The sequence below is a fragment of the Viridibacterium curvum genome (assembly GCF_039544165.1).
In the GTDB taxonomy this organism is placed as follows: Bacteria; Pseudomonadota; Gammaproteobacteria; order Burkholderiales; family Rhodocyclaceae; genus Viridibacterium; species Viridibacterium curvum.
In genome coordinates this window covers 47,199-71,944 of record NZ_BAABLD010000015.1, presented here as the reverse complement: position 1 = coordinate 71,944, position 24,746 = coordinate 47,199, and the positions used below count along the sequence as shown (strand labels likewise).

17 protein-coding genes and 1 tRNA gene are annotated in these 24,746 nt (G+C 62.5%); 10 read left to right on the top strand and 8 right to left on the bottom strand.

Annotated features, from left to right (window positions below; translation table 11 throughout):
• Positions 1 to 33: 33 nt before the first annotated feature.
• A complete protein-coding gene (locus tag ABEA02_RS15635; RefSeq protein WP_345534027.1) occupies positions 34 to 5,307 on the top strand; it encodes a DNA repair ATPase in 5,274 nt (1,757 codons plus the stop codon).
• A gap of 10 nt (positions 5,308 to 5,317) precedes the next feature.
• Entirely contained in the window at positions 5,318 to 6,016 is a 699-nt protein-coding gene (locus tag ABEA02_RS15630) for a phospholipase D-like domain-containing protein (RefSeq protein ID WP_345534026.1), read from the top strand.
• On the opposite strand, the gene prpR is transcribed toward ABEA02_RS15630, so the two are convergent.
• Positions 5,990 to 7,936 (bottom strand): propionate catabolism operon regulatory protein PrpR, encoded by a 1,947-nt coding sequence (prpR, locus tag ABEA02_RS15625; protein ID WP_345534025.1) that lies wholly within the window; start codon positions 7,934 to 7,936, stop codon positions 5,990 to 5,992. The genes ABEA02_RS15630 and prpR overlap by 27 nt on opposite strands.
• Before the next feature lie 214 nt (positions 7,937 to 8,150).
• On the opposite strand from prpR, the gene prpB reads away from it, so the two are divergent.
• From prpB to ABEA02_RS15600, 5 genes are all read left to right on the top strand, one after another.
• On the top strand, positions 8,151 to 9,044 hold the full coding sequence (gene prpB, locus ABEA02_RS15620) for a methylisocitrate lyase (protein WP_345534024.1): 894 nt from the start codon (positions 8,151 to 8,153) through the stop codon (positions 9,042 to 9,044).
• A gap of 128 nt (positions 9,045 to 9,172) precedes the next feature.
• Complete coding sequence (prpC, locus tag ABEA02_RS15615; protein ID WP_345534023.1) at positions 9,173 to 10,345, top strand: bifunctional 2-methylcitrate synthase/citrate synthase; 1,173 nt, start codon at positions 9,173 to 9,175, stop codon at positions 10,343 to 10,345.
• Positions 10,346 to 10,427: 82 nt separating this feature from the next.
• Positions 10,428 to 11,879, top strand: a complete 1,452-nt coding sequence (locus tag ABEA02_RS15610; RefSeq protein WP_345534022.1) for a bifunctional 2-methylcitrate dehydratase/aconitate hydratase — start codon at positions 10,428 to 10,430, stop codon at positions 11,877 to 11,879.
• 200 nt (positions 11,880 to 12,079) lie between these two features.
• Positions 12,080 to 13,972: a propionate--CoA ligase gene (locus ABEA02_RS15605; protein WP_425584686.1), complete on the top strand. Its 1,893-nt coding sequence runs from the start codon at positions 12,080 to 12,082 to the stop codon at positions 13,970 to 13,972.
• A 294-nt stretch (positions 13,973 to 14,266) separates the two neighbouring features.
• Positions 14,267 to 15,373, top strand: a complete 1,107-nt coding sequence (locus ABEA02_RS15600) for a flagellar biosynthesis protein FlhF (RefSeq protein WP_345534020.1) — start codon at positions 14,267 to 14,269, stop codon at positions 15,371 to 15,373.
• A gap of 4 nt (positions 15,374 to 15,377) precedes the next feature.
• Here the strand turns inward: ABEA02_RS15600 and ABEA02_RS15595 are convergent, their stop codons facing one another.
• The 6 genes from ABEA02_RS15595 to rplU form a co-directional block, all read right to left on the bottom strand.
• Positions 15,378 to 16,130 carry a sulfite exporter TauE/SafE family protein gene (locus ABEA02_RS15595; protein ID WP_345534019.1) on the bottom strand — a complete coding sequence of 251 codons (753 nt, stop codon included), beginning with the start codon at positions 16,128 to 16,130 and terminating at the stop codon, positions 15,378 to 15,380.
• A complete protein-coding gene (locus tag ABEA02_RS15590; protein ID WP_345534018.1) occupies positions 16,127 to 17,572 on the bottom strand; it encodes a tetratricopeptide repeat protein in 1,446 nt (481 codons plus the stop codon). Before ABEA02_RS15590 ends, ABEA02_RS15595 begins: the two co-directional genes overlap by 4 nt.
• 13 nt (positions 17,573 to 17,585) lie before the next feature.
• Positions 17,586 to 18,701, bottom strand: a complete 1,116-nt coding sequence (gene proB, locus ABEA02_RS15585; RefSeq protein WP_345534017.1) for a glutamate 5-kinase — start codon at positions 18,699 to 18,701, stop codon at positions 17,586 to 17,588.
• 44 nt (positions 18,702 to 18,745) lie between these two features.
• A complete protein-coding gene (gene cgtA, locus ABEA02_RS15580; protein ID WP_345534016.1) occupies positions 18,746 to 19,900 on the bottom strand; it encodes an Obg family GTPase CgtA in 1,155 nt (384 codons plus the stop codon).
• A 72-nt stretch (positions 19,901 to 19,972) separates the two neighbouring features.
• Positions 19,973 to 20,239, bottom strand: a complete 267-nt coding sequence (rpmA, locus tag ABEA02_RS15575) for a 50S ribosomal protein L27 (RefSeq protein ID WP_345534015.1) — start codon at positions 20,237 to 20,239, stop codon at positions 19,973 to 19,975.
• A 17-nt stretch (positions 20,240 to 20,256) separates the two neighbouring features.
• Entirely contained in the window at positions 20,257 to 20,568 is a 312-nt protein-coding gene (gene rplU, locus ABEA02_RS15570; protein ID WP_345534014.1) for a 50S ribosomal protein L21, read from the bottom strand.
• A 160-nt stretch (positions 20,569 to 20,728) separates the two neighbouring features.
• On the opposite strand from rplU, the gene ispB reads away from it, so the two are divergent.
• Entirely contained in the window at positions 20,729 to 21,709 is a 981-nt protein-coding gene (ispB, locus tag ABEA02_RS15565) for an octaprenyl diphosphate synthase (RefSeq protein WP_425584685.1), read from the top strand.
• A gap of 28 nt (positions 21,710 to 21,737) precedes the next feature.
• A tRNA-Pro gene (locus ABEA02_RS15560) sits at positions 21,738 to 21,814 on the top strand.
• 76 nt (positions 21,815 to 21,890) lie between these two features.
• Here ABEA02_RS15560 and ABEA02_RS15555 read toward each other — a convergent pair.
• The gene (locus tag ABEA02_RS15555; RefSeq protein ID WP_345534013.1) at positions 21,891 to 23,153 is read right to left on the bottom strand and encodes a D-amino acid dehydrogenase; all 1,263 of its coding nucleotides are present in this window, start codon (positions 23,151 to 23,153) and stop codon (positions 21,891 to 21,893) included.
• Positions 23,154 to 23,306: 153 nt separating this feature from the next.
• On the opposite strand from ABEA02_RS15555, the gene ABEA02_RS15550 reads away from it, so the two are divergent.
• Positions 23,307 to 24,320, top strand: a complete 1,014-nt coding sequence (locus tag ABEA02_RS15550) for a class 1 fructose-bisphosphatase (RefSeq protein WP_345534012.1) — start codon at positions 23,307 to 23,309, stop codon at positions 24,318 to 24,320.
• The last annotated feature ends 426 nt before the right edge of the window (positions 24,321 to 24,746 follow it).

The window sequence follows — 24,746 nt, the reverse complement described above, 5'->3', positions numbered from 1 at the left end:
TGATGAAGGCGCCGGATACTCATGATGGCGACGATGGACGACACTTCACAAACGCAGATTGCCGCTAGCCAGACCGAGGCCATGGTGGCCGACAGTGGCAGCTACGAGCTGCTCAGGAAACGACTGGCGGATCAGGGCGATGCCCTGCTGGCACAGGCCAATGCACTCAACGATGCCCGTGTGGCGGCATTCGGCAAGTCCGATCAGGCGTTGATATTGCGTACCCGCGCACGCACAGAGAACAACTGTGTGGCACGTGACATCGTGCGTATCGGAGATCAGTTGCTGTTCGGTTACAACGTCACACTGGGGCTGCGACGGGAAACCACGGTCAGTGACGTGTTTGCGCTCTATCGACTGGGAGCAGGTGATGGTGTCGATGAGCTGGAGAGCGTGTCGTTTGCCGGCAGTTTTCTGGAAGACACGCGCTTCGTGTCGGACTTTCGCGAGCTGTATGCCTATTACAAGCAGGCTCAGCTGATCCAGCTGCGTGTCACGCAGGAGAAGTTGCTCGCAGCATTCCGTATCGGCGCGCAGGTCAGCGATGTGCGCGTCTTCCGCTGGAGCATCGCTCCGGACGGGCTGGTCAGCTATGTCGACAATCGTGGCGAGCGCGACATGGCGCTACCGCCCACACATGATTTCGAGTGGACGCTCACGAAGCGTGAAGATCACGTTGGCGGCAAGCACCCGCACGTGAACATTCTTGACACGGTGTTCGTCGAGACGGTCAACGGCGACCTGACGGTCAAGATCGAGAACAACAGTGAAACCGGTCTGGGTATCTACTCCGAGCCGGTCGAGGATCGCAACCAGTCGCTGGCCGACGCCGAGATTGCTTACGCAAGGCTTGGGTCACTGATCTTGCTGCGCGTCAGGCCCTACCGCGAGCAGGTCGAACGCTTTCTCGTCTACAACGTGCGCACCCAGAAGGTGCTGCGCATTGATGCCATCGGCAAGGCATGTGTGCAGCTGCCCGAGGATCACGGCATCATTTTCCCCGGTGGTTACTACCTGCAGTCGGGCGAATCAAAGCGCTTTGACATGCCGGGCGACGTGGTTGACAGTCTGCGCTTCAAGCGCGTCATCCGGTCTCCGAATGGCGAAGACGTCCTGTACGTCTTCTACGCCCCGGGGCCAGGGCACTACGGCCTGTTTACCTACAACCTCATCAACAAGACGCTTGCTACGCCCATCGTGGCGAATGGTTATGCGCGTTTCCCGGATGGTCGTGTGCTGGTTTTCATGGCCGAGAGTGGAGAGCCTGCGCGCATGCATCCCATGCAACTCTGGCAGACCCCTTTTGCTACCGAGGAGCATGCCGCAGCCGCGCCGAGGGCGCAGGGCTTTTTCGGTCGCGTGGGGAATGCAGAGCTGGTGCGTGGCATATCGGAGTTGATGGCGATTGCCCGTGCCTTGCGCGAGCAGACGCCGACACGCACGGCTTACGAAGACCTGATCCGGCAATGCGTGCGGGTGCAGGACGCCTATTTCTGGCTGGATGCCGAAGAGGCGGGCGGTTTGCTTGCGGGCCTCAAACGCATTGCAGACGGGGCACGTCAGACGCTCGATGAGTTCGAAAAGGTCGACAGCATCCGCCGCGATACTGTGCGCGCACTCACACAGGCACAGGGCGAGCAGCGCGTGCTGATGACCGATGTGGCCAGCATGCTGTGGCAGAAGCCGGATGACTTTGTGCGTGCCCTGGGCCGTTTGCGCGAACAGCGCGGCAAACTGCTTGGCCTGCGTGAATTGCGATATGTCGATCTGAATGTCATTGACGGATTGGACGTGGAGCTGGCGACTGAACAGGGGCGCGTTGGCGAGCGCGCTGTTCAGTTTCTCGCCGGAGACTCGGCCTTCAACGGCTACCGCGACACACTGGCGAAGCTCGCCAGTCAGTTGCCTTCAGCTGCCACCACGAGCGACATCGATCGTGCCCTGACAACACTGGATGACACTGCAGCAGCCCTCGACCTGCTGACCGAGCAGCTAGGTAGCCTGCCCGGTGGTGATGCCGTGGTGCGCACACGCATTCTTGACCAGATCGGGTCAGTCTATGCCGATGCCAACCGCTTGCGTGCCGAGGCGCGCAGGGCGCGCAAGGGGCTTGGTGCCAGCGAGTCTGCGGCAGAGTTCGGCGCACAGTTCAAGCTCTTCGGACAAGCCGTCGAGAATGCGCTGGATTTCTCTGACTCGCCAGAAAAGTGCGACGACGCGCTGACCCGTTTGCTCGCGCAGCTGGAAGAGCTCGAGGGGCGCTTCATCGAGCAGGATGGTTTCGTCGCCGATATTGCAGCCAAACGCGAGGCGGTCTACGAAGCCATGACCGCGCGCAAGCAGAGTTTGCTTGAAGCGCGGCAACGTCGCAGTCAGGCGCTGGTCGATGCAGCCGAACGCATACTGGAAGGTGTGCAGCGTCGCGTCGCGCAGCTGGCGGACATGCCGTCTGTGCAGAGCTATTTCGCCGGCGATCCGTTGCTGGGCAAGTTGCGCAAGCTGATCGAGGATCTGCGTGGCATTGATGCTTCAGTCGCGGCAGATGAACTGGATACGCGACTCAAGACCGCGCGTGATCAGGCTTTGCGCGCAGTGCGCGATCGCTCCGATCTGGTCAGTGATGGCGGTAATACGCTGCGGCTGGGCAAGCATGCCTTCACGGTCAGCCGTCAGGCGCTGGACGTCACCCTCGCGCCGCGCGAAGGGGCGCTTTTCTATCACCTTACCGGTACCGACTATTTTTCCCCGGTGCAGGACGAACGCCTCACGGCGCTCAAGCCTTACTGGAACCTGAGTCTGGTTTCCGAAACCGACATGCTTTACCGCGCGGAGTATCTGGCGGGGTGCCTGCTTGCTTCGGTGCTGGAAGGTAATGGTCCTTTGGCCTGGGATGAGTTGTTGCTGCTTTGTACGGAAGGTGATGCGACATCCCGTCTGGCCGAGCTGGTGCGGAGTTTCGCCGCAGCACGTTACCAGGAAGGCTATCAGAAGGGCGTGCACGATAGCGACGCGCTGCGCATCCTGCAGCAGCTTGTCGGCATGCAGGCCGAGGCGGGTCTGCTGGCCTTTGGCGCGACAGAGCGCGCCTGGGCGCAGCTCTTCTGGTACCACGGCTGCCTCGACGCGGACCGTGACACTTATCTGCGTGGCGCACGTGCCGCTGAGCAGATGCGCAGTCTGTTCGGTGCGCGTCACAGCTTCGAGCGTCTGGTTGCCAGCATTGCAACGACGATGGCGGCGTTTGTACAGCACTTCGGCTTGCAAGGCGGACTTGAGGTTGCAGCAGAGGAAGCCTTGCGTACGCGCGCAGCGGAGTACCTCGTCACGCAACTGGCCAGTGAGCGCGGCGCCGAGGGTTGGGTGATCTCGGGCGCCGGTGAAGACCTGGCGGCGGAGTTGTCGCGTCAGCTCGATCGCGCTGGCAAGCTGGCTGCCTGGCAACACGATCTTGCCAATGCACAACCAGCAGAGCGATGGGCATTGGCCTGCGAGTGGCTGCGCGCTTTTGACGCCGCACAGCCGAAATCAGCAGCTGCCTGGATTGCTGATGCCGCGCTGAAGCTGGCGCTGCCAGCGCAGCGTGTGCGGGTGAACGCCAGCCTGGACCGCAGCGTTAGCGCTCTGCTGGGTGAACACCCGCGTATTGTTGATGGCACGTTGGCACTGAATCTCAATGATTTCTGGCAGCGCCATGTCGCACACGAGCGCGGTATCGTGCCCGCATTCAACCAGCTGCAGGCCCTGCGCCAGGATCTGATTGCGGCCGAGAAGTCGCGTCTGCGCCTGGCGCAGTTCCAGGCCAGGCCACTGGCGACCTTTGTGCGCAATCGGCTCATCGACGAGGTGTACCTGCCGATTGTCGGTGACAACCTTGCCAAGCAGCTGGGCACGGCGGGCGAGGGCAGCCGAACGGACCGCATGGGCATGTTGCTGCTTATATCGCCGCCGGGTTATGGCAAGACGACATTGATGGAATACGTCGCCGACCGTCTGGGTCTGGTGTTCGTGCGCATCAACTGCCCGGTACTGGGGCACGACGTGACCGGCCTTGACCCGGCCAGCGCGGCACATGCAGCGGCGCGGCAGGAGCTCGAGAAGCTCAACCTTGGTCTGGCCATGGGCAGCAATGTGATGCTGTATCTGGATGACATTCAGCACACCAGTCCTGAGTTCCTGCAGAAGTTCATCGCCCTCGCTGACGGTACGCGCCGCATCGAAGGTGTGTGGAATGGTGAGCCACGTACCTACGACATGCGCGGCAAGCGTTTTGCTGTGGTGATGGCTGGTAATCCCTACACGGAGTCGGGTGATGTGTTCCGCATTCCGGACATGCTTGCCAACCGCGCCGATATCTACAACCTGGGTGACATGCTGTCCGGCCGCGAGGCGGTGTTCGCGCTGTCCTACATCGAGAATGCGATCACGGCGAACCCGGTGCTGCAGCCCATGGCTTCTCGGGATCCCAAAGACATCCATCGTCTCGTTCGACTGGCTGAGGGCGAGGAAATCCCGAGCAGCGAGTTCTCGCATGCCTACAGCGCGCAGGAGCTGGAAGAGCTGACGGGTCTGATGAAACGTCTGTTTCGCGCGCGTGACGTGTTGCTGAAAGTGAATGCCAGCTACATCGCCTCGGCGGCGCAGCAGGAGGAATACCGTACGGAGCCGCCATTCAAACTCCAGGGCAGTTACCGCAACATGAGCAAGCTGGCGGTTCGCATCACTGCGCTGATGCACGACGAAGAGCTCGATGCCCTGTTGCGCGACCACTATCGCGGCGAGGCGCAGACGCTGACCACGGGTGCCGAGGAGAACCTCCTCAAGCTCGCTCATCTGCTGGGTTCGCCGGATGAGGCCGAGCGTGCGCGCTGGCAGGCAATCTGCGACGAGTTCTCACGGCTCAAGAAGCTCGGCGGCAGCGATGATGGCAGTGAGCGCATCGCCAACACGGTGCTGGATCTGGCGCGAGCAGTCGATGGTTTGAGGCGCGACACGCGGCTGGACGAGAGTTTGCGTCAGGGGCTGGCCACTCTGGCTGAGACGCTCAACGGAGTGAAGCCGGAAATCCGTATCAGCAACAGTGCGCCCGATGTGGCGGGTATCGAGGCAGCGATCAAGGGCATGACCGAGGCCTATGACCGCGTGTTGTTGCCGCTTGTGACAGCCACGTACCACAAGATGAAGCTGGACCACACTCTGTGGGATGAGATGAAGCGCATGTCCGGTTACGTCGAGAAGCTTGAGAAGTCGCTGGAGTCTGGTGTTGCGCGCAACGTGGCACGCAGCAAACCGTCGGCGGAAGGCAAATGAGGCGCAAGGCATGAGGCAGGCGGCACAATCTCCCGAGCTGGCCCTGCTCGAAGCGAGCATCGCAGACGACAGACTCAGTGACGAAGAGCGTCGCTCCCTGACGGCGCTGCTGAGCGAGGCACTGCCGCTGGAAGAGTGCCTGCGCCGGGCGCGCAATCGCGCCTTCGATATCGTGCAGGCACGTCTTGGTGCCGGGGACGACGCGAGTACCTTGCTGCGCTGGCTGGAGGGTGTGATGCGCGCAATCGATGCTGCGCGAGAGCCTGCGGCCGCAGTGCGCAGCGAAGCGTTCTTCAGTCCCGGGGAGGCTTGCCTGCAGACCATCCTCAGCCAGCTTCGTCTGGCCAGGCAGAGTATTGATGTCTGTGTCTTCACCATTTCGGACGACCGCATCTCCGATGCCCTGCTGGCAGCTTATCAACGGGGCGTGTCGTTGCGGATCATTACGGATGACGACAAGGCATCAGATGAGGGCAGCGATGTCGCGCGGCTCAGGGAGTCGGGCATCGCGGTGCGGGTGGATCGTACGCCCGCCCACATGCACCACAAGTTCGCCATCATCGATCAACGGGTTCTGCTCAACGGCAGTTACAACTGGACACGCAGCGCGGCGCGCCTCAATGAGGAGAATCTTGTGCTGAGCACGGATGCCCGGCTGCTGTCGGCGTTCAGCCAGCAGTTCTCAAACCTGTGGCGTGATCTGGCATAGCGGTTCCTCGCCTGGCATGCGCAGCTTGCGCCACAAGGTCGTGCGGCTGATGCCCAGCTGCTTCGCGGCCGCCTGCAGGTTGCCGCCGCAGGCCTGCAGCACGGCGTTGAGGTGGGCGCGTTCGTTGCGTGCGCGGGTGCTGGCGAGGTCGTGACTGGGGAGTGGTTCCTCAGAGCGCGCGAACAGTTCGGGCAGCAGCAGTCGCAGCACTTCGTCGCTGGCCTCGTCGGACAGGTCGCTTGCGACGGCTTGCAGGCGTTCGACCATGTTCTCCAGTTCGCGCACGTTGCCGGGCCAGGCGTAGGTCGCGCAGGCGGTCAGAAACTGTTGTCGCAGCGCGGTGGGCAGGGGCGTGCCCGTGCGGCGTTGTGCGAGGTGGGTGATGAGCTGCGGCAGGTCTTCGCGGCGGCTGCGCAAGGGTGGCACCTGCAGGGCGAGGCCGTTGATGCGGTAGAAGAGGTCCTGCCTGAAGTGCCCGGCGCGGATCTGCTCGGGCAGTTTGCGGTGTGTGGCGGCGATGATGCGCACATCGATGGGGATGGGTTCGCGGCCGCCGACGCGCAGCACTTCACGCTCTTGCAGCACGCGCAGCAGGCGCACCTGCAGGGCGGCGGACATGTCGCCGATCTCGTCGAGGAAGACCGTGCCGCGATGTGCTGTCTCGAAGAGGCCGGCCTTGCCACCACGCAGGGCACCGGTGAAGGCACCTTCTTCGTAGCCGAAGAGTTCGGATTCGAGCAGGGTCTCGGGCATGGCTGCGCAGTTGATGGCGACAAAGGCCTCTTTGCTGCGCGGACTGAGCTGGTGGATGCCTTGTGCAATGAGCTCCTTGCCGGTGCCGGACTCGCCTTCGATCAGCACTGACAGGTCGAGTGTGGCGAAGCGCGCGGCGAGAGCGCGCAGCGACTGCATGGGGTGTGAGTTGCCGACCAGGTCGGCAAGGCTGTGCCGCGCGCGTGCGGCCTGGTTGCGTGCATGGCGTTGCAGGTCGCGCCCGGCGCGCTCGACACTGCTAGCTGCCTGCACGGTCAGTACGGCGCCCGTACGCACACCGCCTTCGTCGAGCGGGATGAGGTTGCCGATCATGCGCTGTGTGCCGAGCGTGAACACGCGGCGCCGGGCGGCAGGGGCGCCGGGCTTGAGCACGCTGGCGATGTCGAGATCGGGCAGCAGCGGCGCGACGGGGCGTTGCAGCAGCTCGCTTTCAGGCAGGGCCAGCAGTTCGCTCATGGCGCGGTTGGCGAGCCAGATGCGTTGCGTGCTGTCGAAAGCGAGCACGCCGTCGTGCAACTGGCTGATGATGTCGGCAAGCTGCTGGCGGCGCGCCTGCTCGACGGCACGCACGCGTGCGGCAGCCAGTGCTTCGTCGAGCGCGCGCCGCGCCGCCTCGGGTGTGTAGAGAAAGACGCAGGGCAGGCCCAGCGCCTCGGCCGCTTCGCTGACGAGGCTGGGGCCGATGAACACGTCGACGCCCTCGGCCTGCATGCGCTGCACGAGGCTGCGCGCATGGCCTGCGTCGTCGTAGCGCGCGAGTTGCAGGTCGACGCGCAGCCATTGACTCAGTTCGCCGAGTTCGCTGCTGACGGTTTCGAAGGTGATGAGGCCGATCCTGGGTGGCGAGCATTTCGACAGGCGCGCGGCCTGCACAAGGGCGGCCATGATGTCGAAGCCGCTGACCTGCACGAGGGCTACCGGGTAGTCGAGCTGACGGCGCAACAGTGCGCCGTTGGCGCCGGCGCTGATGAATCCATCGACCGCGCCGCGTTCGATGAGCGCTTGCGCTTGCGCGAGGGCGTCGCTGAAGCGGCGGTTCTCGATGACGAGTTCGACCTGGTCGTCGAGTGCTTGTGCCGCTTCGGCGACGAGCTGGGCCAGGCGCGGGAAGGCGAGGACGCAGAGGCGGGGTCGGTTGGAGGCCATGTTTCATATTAGAAACAGTTGTTGCTTACGTGAAACTTAAATCGCTGGCATGCGCTGACACAGCCGACCGCTGACGCAACGCGCGGCAGCGCACAAACCCTTGCATGGCGCGGCCTTGCGCAGGGCTGTGCGCGTTGCCTACGGACATTCCCGCATGCGGCGGGCGTGTGGCATGGCGGTTGCGCTTGCAAAGCAACCCTCACAAGGAAGCGCCATGAGCCAGACACGCCTCACCCCCGGACAGCAATTCCGCGCCGCGCTCGCCGTGGAGCGCCCCTTGCAGATTCCTGGCGCGATCAACGCCAATCACGCCTTGCTCGCACAGCACGCCGGTTATCGCGCGCTCTATCTTTCGGGTGGCGGTGTCGCGGCGGGGTCGCTGGGGCTACCCGATCTGGGTATCAGTGGTCTGGAGGATGTGCTCATTGATGTGCGCCGCATCACCGATGTGTGTGACCTGCCGTTGCTGGTGGATGTGGATACCGGCTTCGGCGCCTCGGCTTTCAACGTGGCACGCACGACGAAGAGCCTCATCAAGGCCGGCGCCGCCGCGATGCACATCGAAGATCAGGTGGGTGCGAAGCGTTGTGGCCATCGCCCGAACAAGGAGATCGTCAGCAAGCAGGAGATGGTCGACCGCATCAAGGCAGCCGTCGATGCGCGAACCGACGACAGCTTTTTCATCATGGCGCGCACCGATGCGCTGGCTGTCGAAGGCATGGAGGCCGCGATCGAGCGCGCCGTCGCCTGTGTCGAAGCCGGCGCCGACGGCATCTTTCCGGAGGCCATGATCGAGCTGCCGCAGTACGCGCGCTTTGTCGATGCCGTGCGCGTGCCGGTGCTCGCCAACATTACCGAGTTCGGTGCCACGCCGTTGTTCACACGCGACGAGCTGGCATCTGCAGGTGTGGCCATCGCGCTCTACCCGTTGTCGGCCTTCCGCGCCATGAACAAGGCAGCACAGACCGTTTACGACGTGTTGCGTCGCGAAGGCACGCAGCAGCCGGTCGTGCCGTTGATGCAGACGCGCAAGGAGCTCTACGACGCGATTGGCTATTGGGACTACGAGGCGAAGCTTGATGCGCTCTTTGCCAAGGGAAAGTCCTGATGCGGATTGTCAGCGTCACGTCATGAATCGCGAACCATGATGAAGATGGCATCGCGCAGCCCCAGCCTCAGCCCCGACACCTGTACTTCAACCAGCACGCAGCACCCCGCAAACCCAGGAGACTTTCGATGAACGCCAACCCTCTTGCAGAAGCCGCCACATCGAGCGCGCCCAAGGTGAAGAAGTCCGTCGCGCTGTCCGGCGTGGTGGCCGGCAATACGGCCTTGTGCACGGTCGGCCGAACGGGCAATGATCTGCACTATCGTGGCTACGACATTCTCGATGTGGCGGAGGCGACCGAGTTCGAAGAGCTCGCCTTCCTGCTCATCCACGGCAAGCTGCCGACCACGGCAGAGCTCGCGGCCTACAAGAACAAGCTCATGATGCTGCGTGGCCTGCCTTCGTCAGTGCGCACGGTGCTCGAACAGCTGCCGGCCTCCACCCACCCGATGGATGTGATGCGCACAGGCGTGTCGACGCTGGGATGCCTGTTGCCTGAGAAAGACGATCACCATGCCTCGGGCGCGCGCGACATCGCCGATCGCCTGCTCGCCAGCCTCGGTTCGATGCTGCTCTACTGGTATCACTTCAGTCACTCCGGCCGTCGCGTTGAGACAGAGAACGACGAAGACACCATTGCCGGTCACTTCCTGCACCTTCTGCATGGGCGCACGCCCAGCGGCTTGTGGAAGCGCTCGATGCACACCTCGCTGAACCTCTATGCCGAGCATGAGTTCAACGCCTCGACTTTCACCGCACGCGTGATTGCGGGCACGGGCTCCGATCTGTATTCCTGCGTGGCCGGCGCTATCGGCGCGCTGCGTGGCCCGAAGCACGGCGGTGCCAACGAGGTGGCTTTCGAGATCCAGAAGCGCTTCGATACGCCCGACGAGGCCGAGGCCGAGATCCGTCGCCGCATCGAGAACAAGGAAGTGGTGATCGGCTTCGGTCATCCGGTCTATACCGTGTCCGATCCGCGCAACAAGGTCATCAAGGAAGTTGCGCGCCGTCTGTCCATTGCCTCGCATGACATGAAGATGTTCAACATTGCCGAGCGTATCGAGTCGACGATGTGGGACGCCAAGAAGATGTTCCCCAACCTCGACTGGTTCAGCGCGGTGAGCTACCACATGATGGGCGTGCCTACCGCCATGTTCACGCCGCTCTTCGTGATCGCGCGCACCACGGGTTGGGCCGCGCACGTGATCGAGCAGCGCCTCGACAACAAGATCATCCGTCCCGGCGCGAACTACATCGGGCCTGAAAACCTCAAGTTCGTGCCCATCGAAGAGCGGCGTTGATCGCAGGGTGCGCACTGCGCACTGTTGTCACGAATTGTCCATCTCCATGGTGCGCGGTGCGCACCCTACGCAGGAAAAAACCATGTCCGCACACATCTCGAACATCCGCCCCGAACCCGATCAGGTGCTCGTCGACATCGTCGATTACGTGATGAACTATCAGGTCCAGAGTTCGCTCGCCTACGAGACGGCACGTAACTGTCTCATCGACACGCTGGGGTGCGGTCTCGAAGCGCTGGAGTATCCGGCCTGTACCAAGCTGCTCGGGCCCGTGGTGCCGGGGACGGTGGTGCCGAACGGCGCGAAGGTGCCGGGTACGCAGTTCCAGCTCGACCCGATCCAGGCCGCGTTCAACATCGGCACCATGATCCGCTGGCTCGATTTCAACGACACCTGGCTCGCAGCAGAGTGGGGGCATCCGTCCGACAACCTCGGTGGCATTCTCGCCACGGCCGACTGGCTCAGCCGCAATGCCATCGCTGCGGGCAAGAAGCCGCTGACCATGCGCGACGTGCTGACCGGTATGATCAAGGCGCATGAGATCCAGGGCTGCATTGCGCTGGAAAACAGCTTCAACAAGGTGGGGCTTGACCACGTGGTGCTGGTCAAGGTTGCTTCCACTGCGGTGGTTGCACAGATGCTGGGGCTGACGCGCGACGAAATCATCAACGCCGTTTCGCTCGCCTGGGTCGATGGACAAAGCTTGCGCACCTATCGCCATGCGCCGAACACCGGTTCGCGCAAGAGCTGGGCGGCGGGCGATGCCACCAGCCGCGCCGTGCGCCTGGCGCTCATCGCGAAGACCGGCGAGATGGGCTACCCCTCGGTGCTGAGTGCGAAGACCTGGGGCTTCTACGACGTATTGTTCCGCGGCCAGCCGTTCAAGTTCCAGCGCCCGTATGGCAGCTACGTGATGGAGAACGTGCTGTTCAAGATCAGCTTCCCGGCCGAGTTCCACAGCCAGACAGCGGTGGAGGCGGCGATGACGATTCACGGTGCGCTCAGGCAGCGTGGCAAGACGGCTGCGGACATCCGCCGCATCACGATCCGCACGCACGAGGCCTGCATCCGCATCATCGACAAGAAGGGCCCGCTCAACAACCCGGCCGACCGCGATCACTGCGTGCAGTACATGGTGGCTGTGCCCATCCTGTTCGGTCGCCTCACGGCGGGTGACTACGAGGACAGCATTGCGCACGACCCGCGCATCGATGAGTTGCGCGAGAAGATGGTCTGCGTCGAAGACCCGCAATTCACGAAGGATTACCACGACCCCGAGAAGCGCAGCATCGCCAATGCGCTGACGGTGGAGTTCAACGATGGCAGCAAGCTCGACGAGATCGACGTCGAGTATCCCATCGGCCACAAGCGTCGTCGCAAGGATGGCATTCCGTTGCTGGAGGCCAAGTTCCGCACCAACCTCGCACGCCAGTTTCCGAAGAAGCAACAGGACGCGATTCTGGCGGTGTCGCTGGATCAGGCAAAGCTGGAGGCGATGGCGGTGAATGAGTATGTGGATCTGTATGTGATTTGATTTCGGCCCGCTCGTTGCCGTTCCCTCTCCCCGGGGAGAGGGTGCCCCGTCAGGGGCGGGAGAGGTGGGATGCACAGCTAGCCCCTCTCCCGCCGCACAGCGGCACCCTCCCCCGAGGGGGAGGGAACAGCAGCGGTCGGAGACCCAAGAAAAAGGGATGCCCCTGGCAAGGCCCACAGAAGGAGACAAGCATGAAAGCCATCCATAGCTTGAGTGAATTCCACCAGTGGTCGATCAACGACCGCGAAGGTTTCTGGGGCGAGCAGGCCAGCCTGATCTACTGGAACAAGCCCTTCACCAAGGTGCTCGACTACAGCAGGCCACCCTTCGCGCGCTGGTTCGTCGGCGGTGAAACCAACCTCTGCTACAACTGCATCGACCGACATCTCGCCACGCAGGCAGACAAGCCCGCGTTGATCCATGTGTCGACCGAGACGAACTCCGAACGCATCCTGAGCTTCCGCGAGTTGCACAAGGAGGTGATGCGCATGGCAGCGATTATGCAGCAGCTTGGCGTGTCGCGCGGTGACCGGGTGTTGCTCTACATGCCGATGATTCCCGAAGCGGCGATTGCCATGTATGCCTGCGCGCGCATCGGTGCGATCCACTCGGTAGTGTTCGGTGGCTTCGCTGCGCTGAGCCTTGCCAGCCGCATTGAAGACGCGGCACCCAAGCTGATCATTTCCGCCGATGCTGGCTCACGCGGTGGCAAGGTCGTGCCCTACAAGCCGGCGCTGGACGAAGCCATCGAGCGCAGCGAACACAAGCCCGCGCATGTGTTGATGGTCGACCGCAAGCTCACTCCGTTCGCGCGCGTCGAGGGGCGTGATGTCGATTACGCCGCACTGCGTCTGCAGCACATCAACGCCGAAGTGCCGGTCACCTGGCTGGAATCCAATGAAGTGAGCTATACGCTCTACACCTCGGGCACCACGGGCAAGCCGAAAGGCGTGCAGCGCGATGTGGGTGGTTATGCCGTGGCGCTCGCCGCGTCGATGAAATACATCTACTGCGGCAAGCCGGGCGAGACCTATTTCTCCAGCAGCGACATCGGCTGGGTGGTGGGGCACAGCTACATCATCTATGGCCCCTTGCTCGCTGGCATGGCGACCTTGATGTACGAAGGCCTGCCGATCTGCCCTGATGCGGGCATCCTCTGGCAGCTTGTCGAGCGCTTCAAGGTGACCGTGATGTTCTCGGCGCCGACGGCGATCCGTGTGCTCAAGAAGCAGGATCCGGCCTGGCTCACGAAGTACGACACGTCCAGCCTGCGCGCCCTGTTCCTCGCCGGCGAGCCGCTCGACGAGCCGACAGCCAGGTGGATCAGCGAAGGACTTGGCCGACCCATCATCGACAACTACTGGCAGACCGAAACCGGCTGGCCCATCCTCACCGTTGCGCACGGCATCGAGAAAACGCCCCGCAAGTTCGGCAGCCCCGGCATGCCCATGTACGGCTATGACGTACGCCTGCTCGATATCGAGACGGGCGAGGAGGTCGGCACCAACCAGAAAGGCGTCGTGGCCATCGTGCCGCCGCTGCCGCCCGGCTGCCTGCAGACCGTGTGGGGAGACGACAAGCGCTTCGTCAGCACATACTTCACGGCCGTGCCCGGCAAGCAGGTGTACTCGACTTTTGACTGGGGCATCCGCGACGACGATGGTTACACCTTCATCCTCGGTCGCACGGATGACGTCATCAATGTGGCGGGGCATCGACTCGGCACGCGCGAGATCGAAGAGTCAGTGAGCAGCCACGCGGCGGTCGCCGAATGCGCCGTCGTCGGCATGGCCGATCAGCTCAAGGGACAGGTGGCAGTCGCGTTTGCTGTGCTGCGCGATGCTTCCAGAGGCGAGAGCAAGGCCCAGCGCGAGGCACTGGAGAAAGACATCCTCGCTCTGGTCGACAAGCAGCTTGGCGCGGTGGCCCGCCCGGCGCGCGTACATATCGTGGGCGCGCTGCCCAAGACGCGATCCGGCAAGGTGCTGCGGCGTGCCATACAGGCGCTCTGCGAGGGGCGCGATCCGGGGGATCTCACGACCATCGAAGACCCGCAGGTGCTGCGCCTGATCGCAGCGAGCCTGCAGGGCTGATCCTTGCCCGGTACCGAGCAAACGGATTGCCTGCTACCTGCGCTCGCTGGCGCCGACGCACACGCGTCGGGCATACACGCCTGAAAAGCTGTCGAATGCTGCGCGATATTCGACGGGCGCCCCATTTTGTACTCCGTCAATCCCGCGAGCCCGGCCACTTATCGTTCTGACGCTCAGGCTTGCGCAGCGCAGTAACAGTATGCGAGCCTCCGCAGCTAAGCTTTGGCTAAACCAAAGCAATAGATCTGTGCCGTGCAGCGATCACGGGACGCGGGATTTCAGGAGGTCGTGAGGATGGATATGTTCCGCATCGTTTTCTGCGGGGAGCTGATGGATGGCTTCCAGGCGCAGGACGTGCGCAAGGCTGCGCAGATGCGTTTCAAACTGACTGATGCGCAGATTGAGCGCATGTTCTCGGGTGAGCGTGCTGTTCTCAAGAAAGCCGTTGGTCCGGAGGCGGCTCAGCCTTACATCACCGAGCTGGCTCGCATGGGCATGCAAGGGCGCATGGAGCCTTTGCATGCGCTTGCCGTGGATGGCAACCCCGATATTCGTTTCAAGGTCGTTTTCTGGGGCAAGACGCTCGCGGGCTTCTCGCGTGATCAGGTCATGCGCTCCGTACCCCGCCGCTTGCCACTGGATGCCACGCAAGTCGTACGTTTGTTTGCGGGCGGCAAAGCGGTGCTGAAGCGCGCTGTGACTGCTGAAGTGGGTGCGCGCTACATTGCAGAACTGGCGCGCATCGGCATGCAGGTTGAGCTGGAGATCGAGCAGGACTCGCTGAACCAGGCCATGCGCAGCATGACGGCCAGTCAGGTTCTTGCCGAAGACCAGAGCTACAGCAGCTTCATGCAGACGCAGATCGATCTGCAGCAGGTCGGCAATCCGCTGGCCACCGACATCATGGGGGCGGCTGCTCAGCGCGAGGCTGATCTTGTGCCCCCGCCGATTCCCCCCAAGACCTTTGCTCCGACGCAATCGGCGAAGCCGGTGTCGAAGGCGCCTGAGCGCTCCGAGCGACTGGCATCGGACATCGAGGCTGCGTACGCGGCTGAGCTGGGGCAGGAGACCGTCGCCGCGCCCGCCAGGCCGGAAACGCGCTGCCCCCAATGCGGACACCGCCAGAGCACCGGTGCGCATTGTGCGGCGTGTGGTTGCCAGTTGCCGCGCCGGGAGCCGGTGGCTTCACCGGCATTCACTGCGGAAATGACCCGTTCAATGCGTGACGAGATGAAGGGTTTCCGCATCAATGAAGACGATGCCACGCTGATGCGCGAGATGCGTCAGCAGACTCCTCAACCGAAGAAGCGCGAACGCCGTCTGCGCGCAACGCCCATGCTGGTGGGTGGTGCAGCTTGCCTGGCCGCTGTGGGTGGCTGGTTGCTGTTGTCGCACCACTGATCTGTTACGTCAGGGCCTGCCAGATGAGGCGTGCGCCCGTGACCAACAGGAACAGGTAGCTGAGGGTGTAGAAGAGCTTCTCGTCGATGCGCTTGTGCAGCCAGATGCCGAGGTAGACACCGATGGGTGCGAGAGGCGCGAGTGCCAGCGAGGTGCCCAGATTGCGTGCGTCAAGCAGACCCAGTTCGGCATACGGCACCAGCTTGATGTAATTGACCAGAGCGAAGAACAGCGTGAGGTTGGCGACCAGCGTCGTTTTGTCGAGCTGCTTGGGCAATAGATAGACCATGATGGGCGGACCACCGGCGTGCGCGAGGCAGCTTGTGAAGCCTGACAGGGCGGACCAGAGCGTGCCGCTGAATCCATCTGGCAACCATTTGGCGCCCTTGGGCTGGTAACCGGCGAGGCGTTGCAGGGCGAACAGGATTGCAAGCACGCCAATCATCAGTGCGAGCAGTGCGCCATCCATGCGGCGAAATAACAGCCAGCCGGTCGCGATACCCAGCACCGCACCGGGCATCAGACGGCGCAGCAGGCTGTAATCCCAGTGCTTGTGGTAACTCCAGCTGCCGACCAGATCCATCAGACACAGGATGGGTAGCATGATGCTGGCCGCTTGTGGCGCTGGAATGGCCAGCGCCATGAGTGGAACGGCCAGAACGCCCAACCCGCCCGCAAAGCCCCCTTTCGATATGCCCGTGAGCAGGACGGCCGGAATCGCGGCGAGGTAGAAGAAGGGATCGGTTATCAGCATCATGAAAGTGTCTGCGCGACGGCCTGTATCACGCCATGCCAGTCGCCAGGCTTGGCCTGACGAAACAGCTGCAATGTCGGATACCAGGGGCAGCGATTGCCCTGTATCGATTGCTGTCCCCAGCGCCAGTCTGCGGCGTGGATCAGCATGATTGACGCGGGCTTGCCCATGGCGCCAGCAAGATGTGCAACAGACGTATCGATGCTGATGACATGATCGCAGCAGGCCATGAGCGCTGCGGTGTCTGCGAAATCCCGGAGGCTGTCGTGAAAGCTCCGTACTTGTGGGTGTTGCGCAAGCCATTGGATGTCAGCGCTGCCCAATTCCTTCTGTAGCGAGAAGAACTCGATGTCGTCGCGCAGCAGGGGGGCCAGCAGGGTGACTGGCAGTGAGCGGCTGCGGCCGCTGCGCAGGGCCTGGTTGCCGCGCCAGACCAGGCCGATGCGGCGTTGGTGCTTGGGCCCCAGGCGAGCTTGCCAGACGGCTGCGCGCTCCGCGGGAGGCGTCAGGTAGGGAACGTGCGCGGGGGTGTTTTCCGTGGTGACGTTCAACAGTCCGGGAAGACTCATCAAAGGGCAATGCAAGTCATGCGCAGGAGGCGTCTTTGCCAGATCGTGTACGGGGCACAGCAGACTGGTCAGCAATTCGCATAGCGCGGACTGCACCTGGATGGCGACATCTGCACCCTGCGCTTGCAGGTGGCTGACAAACCGGCAGAACTGCAGCGTATCGCCCAGCCCTTGTTCTGCAACGAGCAGCAGGCGCTGACCTTTTAGCGAGCTGCGCCCATCCCAGCGTGGCGACGAGGGCATGGGCGTACGGGCGATGAAGGCGGGGTCGCGCCAGCGCCATTCGGCCAGTGCAAAACCTCTGGCATGGTTGCCGCGAGTGAGTTCGACAAGAGAGAGGTTCCAGTGCGCATTGACACACATGGGATCTAGCGCGATGGCGTGTTCATGCGCAGCTTTCGCTTCATCGAGTCGATTGACGGCACGCAGCAGGGTGCCCTGACTGGTCAGCAGCTCTGCGTCGTTCGGGCACAGGGTCGTGGCGCGTGTGTTGGCCTCAAGCGCGGCAAAGTCCTGGCCCAGTTGCGACAAAACCACGGCGAGATTGCTGTGTGCCTCATGATTATCCGGATCGAGTTGGCAGGCTGTCTGCAAGCTGCGCAGGGCAGCGGGTTCGTCATCGAGCGCCAGTTCGCAGAGGCCGCGATTCATCCAGGCAACAGCGTTGTCGGGTTGTTGCTCGCAGACATCCACACACAGTGACAGGGCTTCCTGGTGGCGTTGCTGAGCAATCAGCGCGGCAGCGAGGTTGAGGAGCAGAGACGGGCGCCCGGGTACCAGGAGCAGGGCCTTGCGCAACAGGACTTCCGCATCTGCCGGACGCTTTGCCGCCAGGTGATCGCATGCGTTGAGGAACAGCTGGCGGGCCTCTTCCATGCGCGCGGGCCTCTCAGCGCAGGATCAGGTTGTCGCGGTGAATCAGCTCGGGCTCTTCCATGTAGCCGAGCAGGCTCTCGATGTCGCTGGAAGCGTGGCGAGCAATGCGGCGCGCTTCGGAGCTGCTGTAGTTGCTGAGCCCGCGTGCGATTTCAATGCCTGCAGTGTTACGACAGGCGATGACCGCGCCGCGCTCGAATTCTCCATCTACGCTGGTGACGCCGATGGGCAGCAGGCTGGCGCCCTGGCCCAAGGCTTTCGCGGCGCCAGCATCAAGTGTGAAACTGCCGGCGAGTTGCAGATGATCGGCCATCCATTGCTTGCGCGCGGCCAGTGGCGTGCTGCTGGCGTAAAGCAGGGTACCCAGGGATTCCCCGGCAGCCAAGCGCAACAGCGGGTCGGTTTCGCGCCCCGAGGCGATCAGCGTGTGTGCGCCGCTGCGCGCGGCACGTTGCGCCGCGCGGATCTTGGTAATCATGCCGCCGCGCGAGATACCTGTTCCAGCGCCGCCGGCCATGGCTTCGTACTGCGTGTCTTCGGCGCGGCCCTCACTGATCAGCGTCGCCGCCGGATCCTTGCGTGGGTCAGCGGTGTAGAGGCCTTTCTGGTCCGTGAGTATGATCAGCGCCTCGGCTTCGATGAGATTGGCGACGAGTGCCCCCAGCGTGTCGTTGTCACCGAACTTGATTTCGTCGGTCACGACGGTGTCATTCTCGTTGATGATCGGCACGACGCCGAGTTCGAGCAAGGTGGCCAGCGTGCTGCGCGCGTTGAGGTAGCGCAGGCGATCGGCAAGATCGGCGTGCGTCAGCAGAATCTGCGCTGTAACCAGACCGTGCTCGGCGAAGGCGCCTTCATAGGCTTGCGCCAGACCCATCTGCCCGACAGCAGCGGCGGCTTGCAGGGCGTCGGTTTCGTGCGGGCGGCTGTGCCAGCCCAGGCGTTGCATGCCCGCCGCGATGGCTCCACTGGAAACCAGGACGATCTCGCGCCCCTCTTCACGCAGACGGGCAATCTGACGCGCCCAACTGGCGATGGCTTCTAGGTCCAGCCCCGCGCCGTTGTTCGTGACCAGTGCGCTGCCGACCTTGACGACCAGTCGGCGTGCCTTGCGAATGCTTTCACGCATCAAGCTGTCTTTCGTTTGCGCCCCGCCCCAGTGAGGTCGTGGCTTCAGTCGCGGACATAGATGATTTCGCCATCGAAATCATCGTCTTCGTCGTCCTCATCTTCATCGTCTTCCGGCACTTCATCGCGCTCTGCCGGGCCGCCGAGGATATCAGCGAGCTGCTCTTCAGTGCTGCGGCGCGGCTGCGCGTCAAGGTAGTCCTGGATGGAGAAGGTCAGTTCCTTGCAACCCAAACCGCTGATACCGGCAATCTGGAACCAGCGCGAGTCCGTATCGTCGCCGAGGTAAGCCTTGATGAAGGCGCTGACGCGTTCCTTGCGCTCTGCTTCAGGGATCAGATCGAGCTTGTTGAGAATCAACCAGCGCGGCTTGAGGTACAGGCTCTCGTCGTACTTGCGCAGTTCTTCGACGATGGCGCGTGCTTCATGCACCGGATCTGTGTCCGGATCAAAGGGAGCCAGGTCGACGAGATGCAACAGCAAATGTGTACGCTGCAAGTGGCGCAGGAAGCGGTGGCCGAGGCCGGCGCCTTCGGACGCGCCTTCGATGAGACCGGGGATGTCGGCGATCACGAAGCTCCGGCCCTCGTCCGTGCGCACGACGCCAAGGTTGGGCGCCAGCGTCGTGAATGGGTAGTCAGCGACCTTCGGCTTCGCTGCCGAGACGGCGCGGATGAAGGTCGACTTGCCGGCGTTGGGCATGCCCAGCAGGCCAACGTCGGCCAACACCTTGAGCTCCAGAGCGAGCTCGAAACGCTCGCCCGGTGTACCCATGGTCTTCTGGCGCGGTGCGCGATTGGTGCTCGACTTGAAATGCAGGTTGCCAAGGCCACCTATGCCGCCCTGGGCAATGAGGACGCGCTTGCCATCCTCGTTCATGTCGGCCATCAGCTCGCCGGTCTCGTTGTTCTTGACGACAGTGCCGACAGGCAGGCGGATGATCACATCCTTGCCGCCCTTGCCGTAGCAGTCGCTGCTACCTCCGTTCTCGCCGCGCTCGGCGCGGAACACGCGCGTGTAGCGGCAATCGACGAGGGTGTTGATGTTGCGGTCGGCGACCAGCCAGACGCTGCCGCCCCGGCCGCCGTCGCCACCGTCCGGTCCGCCCATGGGAATATACTTCTCACGGCGAAACGAGGCCATGCCATTGCCGCCGTCGCCGGCAATGACTTCAATGCGCGCTTCGTCGTAGAACTTCATGGTCGTCTTTCAGGGGCTTCAAATGAAAAAGCCCCGTCGCGAACGACAGGGCCTTGTGGGTCGCAGCGAAACTCAGGCCTGAGCTTCGGGAACGATCACCACGGTACGGCGGCGCTGTGCGCCCTTGATCACGAACTGCACGCGACCATCGATCAGCGCAAACAGGGTGTGATCCTTGCCGATACCGACGTTGTCGCCGGGGTGATATTCGGTACCGCGCTGGCGAACGATGATGTTGCCGGCCAGAACCAGCTCACCGCCGTAGCGCTTCACGCCGAGTCGTTTTGCATGCGATTCGCGGCCGTTACGGGAACTGCCGCCTGCTTTTTTGTGTGCCATGGCTAGCTATCCTCCGGTTAGGCCGAGATCGCTTCGATGCGAAGCTCGGTGTAGTTTTGACGGTGACCCTGATGCTTCTGGTAGTGCTTGCGACGACGCATCTTGAAGATCGTGACCTTATCGTGACGACCCTGGGACAGGACGACGGCTTTCACAGAGGCACCAGCAACCAGAGGCGCGCCAACCTTGACGGCCGCGCCTTCGCCGACCATGAGAACCTGGTCGAGGGTCACTTCTGCGCCAACGTCTGCCGGTATCTGTTCTACTTTGATTTTTTCGCCAGCGGCAACGCGATACTGCTTGCCACCGGTTTTTATGACCGCATACATGTTGGAACTCCAATAGGAAATGACTGCAGAAAACTGCAGAGCCGGCGATTATGGTATGTGCGGATACACAAGTCAACGATCCGGACGCGGGGCGGGCTTGACGCCCTTCGGGCCTGACACATAACATCCCGCGTCTTTCCCCTCACGCCGTCCCTCCATTTTGACCCCCGCAGCCTCGCTCGAACAGCTGTACGCGCCCATTTCGGCCGATCTGGACGCGGTTAACCACGTCATTCGCGCCCGCCTGCACTCCGATGTGGTGCTGATCCGCCAGGTCGCCGAATACATCATTGGAGCCGGGGGCAAGCGCCTGCGGCCGGCCTTGGTCCTGTTGGTGGCGCGTGCGCTGGGTTACGAAGGGCGGGCTCACCATGAACTTGCTGCCGTCGTCGAGTTCATCCATACCGCCACCCTGTTGCATGACGATGTGGTGGACGAATCCGATCTGCGTCGTGGACGTTCTACGGCAAATGCCATGTTTGGCAACGCGGCATCGGTGCTGGTCGGCGACTTTCTGTATTCGCGAGCCTTTCAGATGATGGTCAGCGTCGATGACATGCGTGTCATGAGGGTGCTGTCGGATGCGACTAATGTGATCGCTGAAGGTGAGGTGTTGCAGCTGCTGAACGTGCGCAATGCCGACGCAACGGTTGAGTCGTATCTGCGTGTGATTCACTTCAAGACCGCGATGTTGTTTGAGGCGGCTGCGCGTCTGGGTGCCATTCTGGGTGGCCAGGACGAGGCGGGACAGGAGCGAATGGCGACGTTTGGGCGCCACATCGGCACGGCTTTTCAGCTCATCGACGACGTGCTTGATTACTCAGGTGACGAGACTGCAACGGGCAAGCATCTGGGGGACGATCTTGCCGAGGGCAAGCCGACTCTGCCGCTCATTCACGCCATGCAGCACGGCACACCCGAGCAGGCGGCAGTGGTACGTCGAGCAATCGAAGAAACCGGACGCGATTCGTTTGCCGAAGTGATGGAAGCTATCCGTGCAACGGACGCGCTGACGGTGACGCGTGAGTACGCAAAGCGCGAAGCCGAGGCAGCCAGAGCGGCGCTTTCCATGTTACAATCTTCCGCTTTCGCTGACGCGCTGATAAAATTGTGCGACTTTGCGGTGGCAAGGGATCATTGATCCGGACCGCTGCGCAGCAGAAAAATAACGGGGTGTAGCTTAGCCTGGTAGAGCGCTACGTTCGGGACGTAGAGGCCGGAGGTTCGAATCCTCTCACCCCGACCAGGACATGAAAAAGCCGGATCATTGCGATCCGGCTTTTTCTTTTTGTGTGCTGCCTGCGCAAGAGGCTCGTGGCGGGTCAGCGGCGTCCCTTCCACATCGGGTAGCGGATTTGCGGCGGTTGACCGTCGATGAAGTTGGCCAGCAATTGTGCCGAGCCGCAAGCCAGTGTGTAGCCCAGTGTGCCGTGCCCGGTGTTGTAGAACAGATTGGGCAGGCGCGAGCGGCCGATGATGGGTAGGTTGCTGGGGGTTGTCGGGCGCAGGCCGGCCCAGAAGGCCGGGGCGCGTAGATCGGCCGCGCCGGGAAAGAGGTCTTCGACCCATTGCGTGAGGGCATTGCAGCGGTTGGCATCCAGATCGAGATTGAAGCCATTCAGCTCGGCGGTGCCTGCGATGCGCAAGGCATCGCCAAGGCGTGACAGCACGATGCGGTGGGATTCGTCCGTGATGCTGACGGTCGGTGCGCGCGAGGCGTCGCGCACGGGAACGGTCGCTGAGTAACCTTTCACCGGATAGATTGGCAGCCGTTCGCTGGCACGGCGTGCGAGCGTCTTGCTGAAACTGCCTGCGCAGACGACGTAGGCATCACCCGTCACGGCGCCACGCCGGCCGGATTCATCCACCAGGTGCAGCGAAGTGATGCGGCCGTTCTCAGGCATCAGGCGCTCAATGTCCGCGCCATAGCGGAATGTGACGCCAGCCTTCGCTGCGGCGTCAGCCAATTGACGCGTGAAGAGGTAGCAGTTGCCGCTCTCGTCATCGTCTCCCAGCATGCCGCCAGTGAGTCTTGACATGCAGCTGGCCAGCGCAGGGTCATATTCCACGCATTGCTCTGCTGTGAGGACTTTGGCGCCAATACCGATGTTCTGTATCAAGTTGGCCTGCTTGATGCCGTGCTGCAGGTCGCTGTTGTTGAAATAGAGGTGCAGGACCCCGCGATCACGTTGCTCATAGGAAAGATTGAGCTCCATGTTGAGGTCGTACAGCAGGCGGCCGCTCCAGGCGGCCAGGTGGCCGATGGCAAGCGTGTTCCGGTGACTGCGCCCCGGCAGGCATTCACGGAGGAACTCCATTCCCCAGCGCCAGCGCGCGGGCTCGGCCGGCAGGCGGAACAGCATGGGGGCGTCGCGCCGGCCCAGCCAACGCAGAATGGTCAATGGCGCGCCTGGATTGGCCCAAGGCTCGGGATGGCTGAGGGAAACCTGGCCACCGTTGGCGAAGCTGGTTTCGAGGGCGGGGCCTTCACGCCTCTCGACAACGGTAACCTCATGGCCCGCTTTGCGCAGGTACCAGGCGGTTGTGACTCCGGTGACTCCGGCTCCTATGACGACAATATGCATCGTGACGCGTGATCCTGAGGGGCGTGAGTGGGCGGGGTAGCGCAGCAGTGTCCCCGATCTGACCGATTCTGACAAATTCTGTGGTCCCTGGTTCGATCTGAAATCAAAGCGCGAGATAATTGGCGGCTCGTTCCACCGCAATCCGGAGTCCCCATGGCCCGTGTCACCCTCACGCAATTCCTCATCGAACAACAGCGCAGCGACCAGCCCATTGCGTCCAATCTGCGTCTGCTCATCGAGGTGGTGGCGCGAGCCGTCAAGACCATCAGCGTGCACGTCGGCAAGGGCAACATTGCGGGCCTGCTGGGCAATGCTGGGACCGATAACGTGCAAGGCGAGGCACAGAAGAAACTCGATGTCATCGCCAACGAGTTGCTGCTGCAGGCCAACGAGTGGGGTGGCCACCTGGCGGCCATGGCCTCGGAGGAGCTCGAAGGCCCCTCCCTGATTCCCAACCGTTACCCCAAGGGCGAATACCTACTGGTGTTCGATCCGCTGGATGGCTCGTCGAACATCGACGTGAACATCTCGGTGGGCACCATTTTTTCTGTGTTGCGTTGTCCCGAGGGGACTCGCGACGTGGATGACACGGCCTTTCTGCAACCGGGACGTCAGCAAGTAGCCGCAGGTTATGCCGTTTATGGCCCGTCTACCATGCTCGTGCTGACCGTGGGAGCGGGAACGCACGGCTTCACGCTGGATCGCGAGTTCGGCGCCTGGGTGCTGACCCATCCGGACATCCGAATCCCCGAGAGCACCAAGGAATTTGCCATCAACGCGTCACGTGCCCGCTTCTGGGAGCCGCCGGTGCAGCGTTATATCGGCGAACTGCAGCAGGGTGTGGAAGGGCCGCGTGAGCAGGACTTCAATATGCGCTGGGTGGCCTCGATGGTGGCTGATGTGCATCGCATTCTCGCGCGCGGTGGCATCTTCCTCTATCCGCTCGACGACAAGAACCGCAGGAACGGCGGCCACCTTCGTCTCATGTACGAAGCCAATCCGATGGCATTCATCGTCGAACAGGCAGGCGGTGCGGCTTCGACAGGCCGTCAGGCCATCCTGGACGTTCAGCCCTCGGGGCTGCACCAGCGTGTGCCAGTGGTGCTGGGGTCGCGCAACGAGGTTGAGCGTGTCGTGGCTTATCACGCCGAGGCCGATAGCAAATAAAAAGGGCCGTCACGTGTGTAACGGCCCGAAGAGGACATCGGAGAGACAGACAATGCTGCACTTGCAGTGCCAGCCGAACAGTTGCCGGAATGTTCCCCCGCCTCTGCACCGCTAACGCTTGATCCGGCTGGGCCTGACCCGCACCGGAAAACCGGGTTGCATGCTGAAGGGGGCACGGTGAGAAAAGCGCTACACACGTGTGTTTCGGCCCTTCAAGGAGCTCATTTCTCTGCGACTTCCGTAACCATAGTTGCCGCTTCATGACGCAGGCAAGTCATCGGATTGTCTTATTGCAATGCTGGTAATTTTGTGGTTTTGTGCAAAATTTCACGAAATCACCTGGTTTGACGAGGGGTTGCGTGACGGGCACTGCATCTTCAAAGGGCGTGCAAGGCGCGGCACTTCTTTCTGGCTGGCGGCCATTTC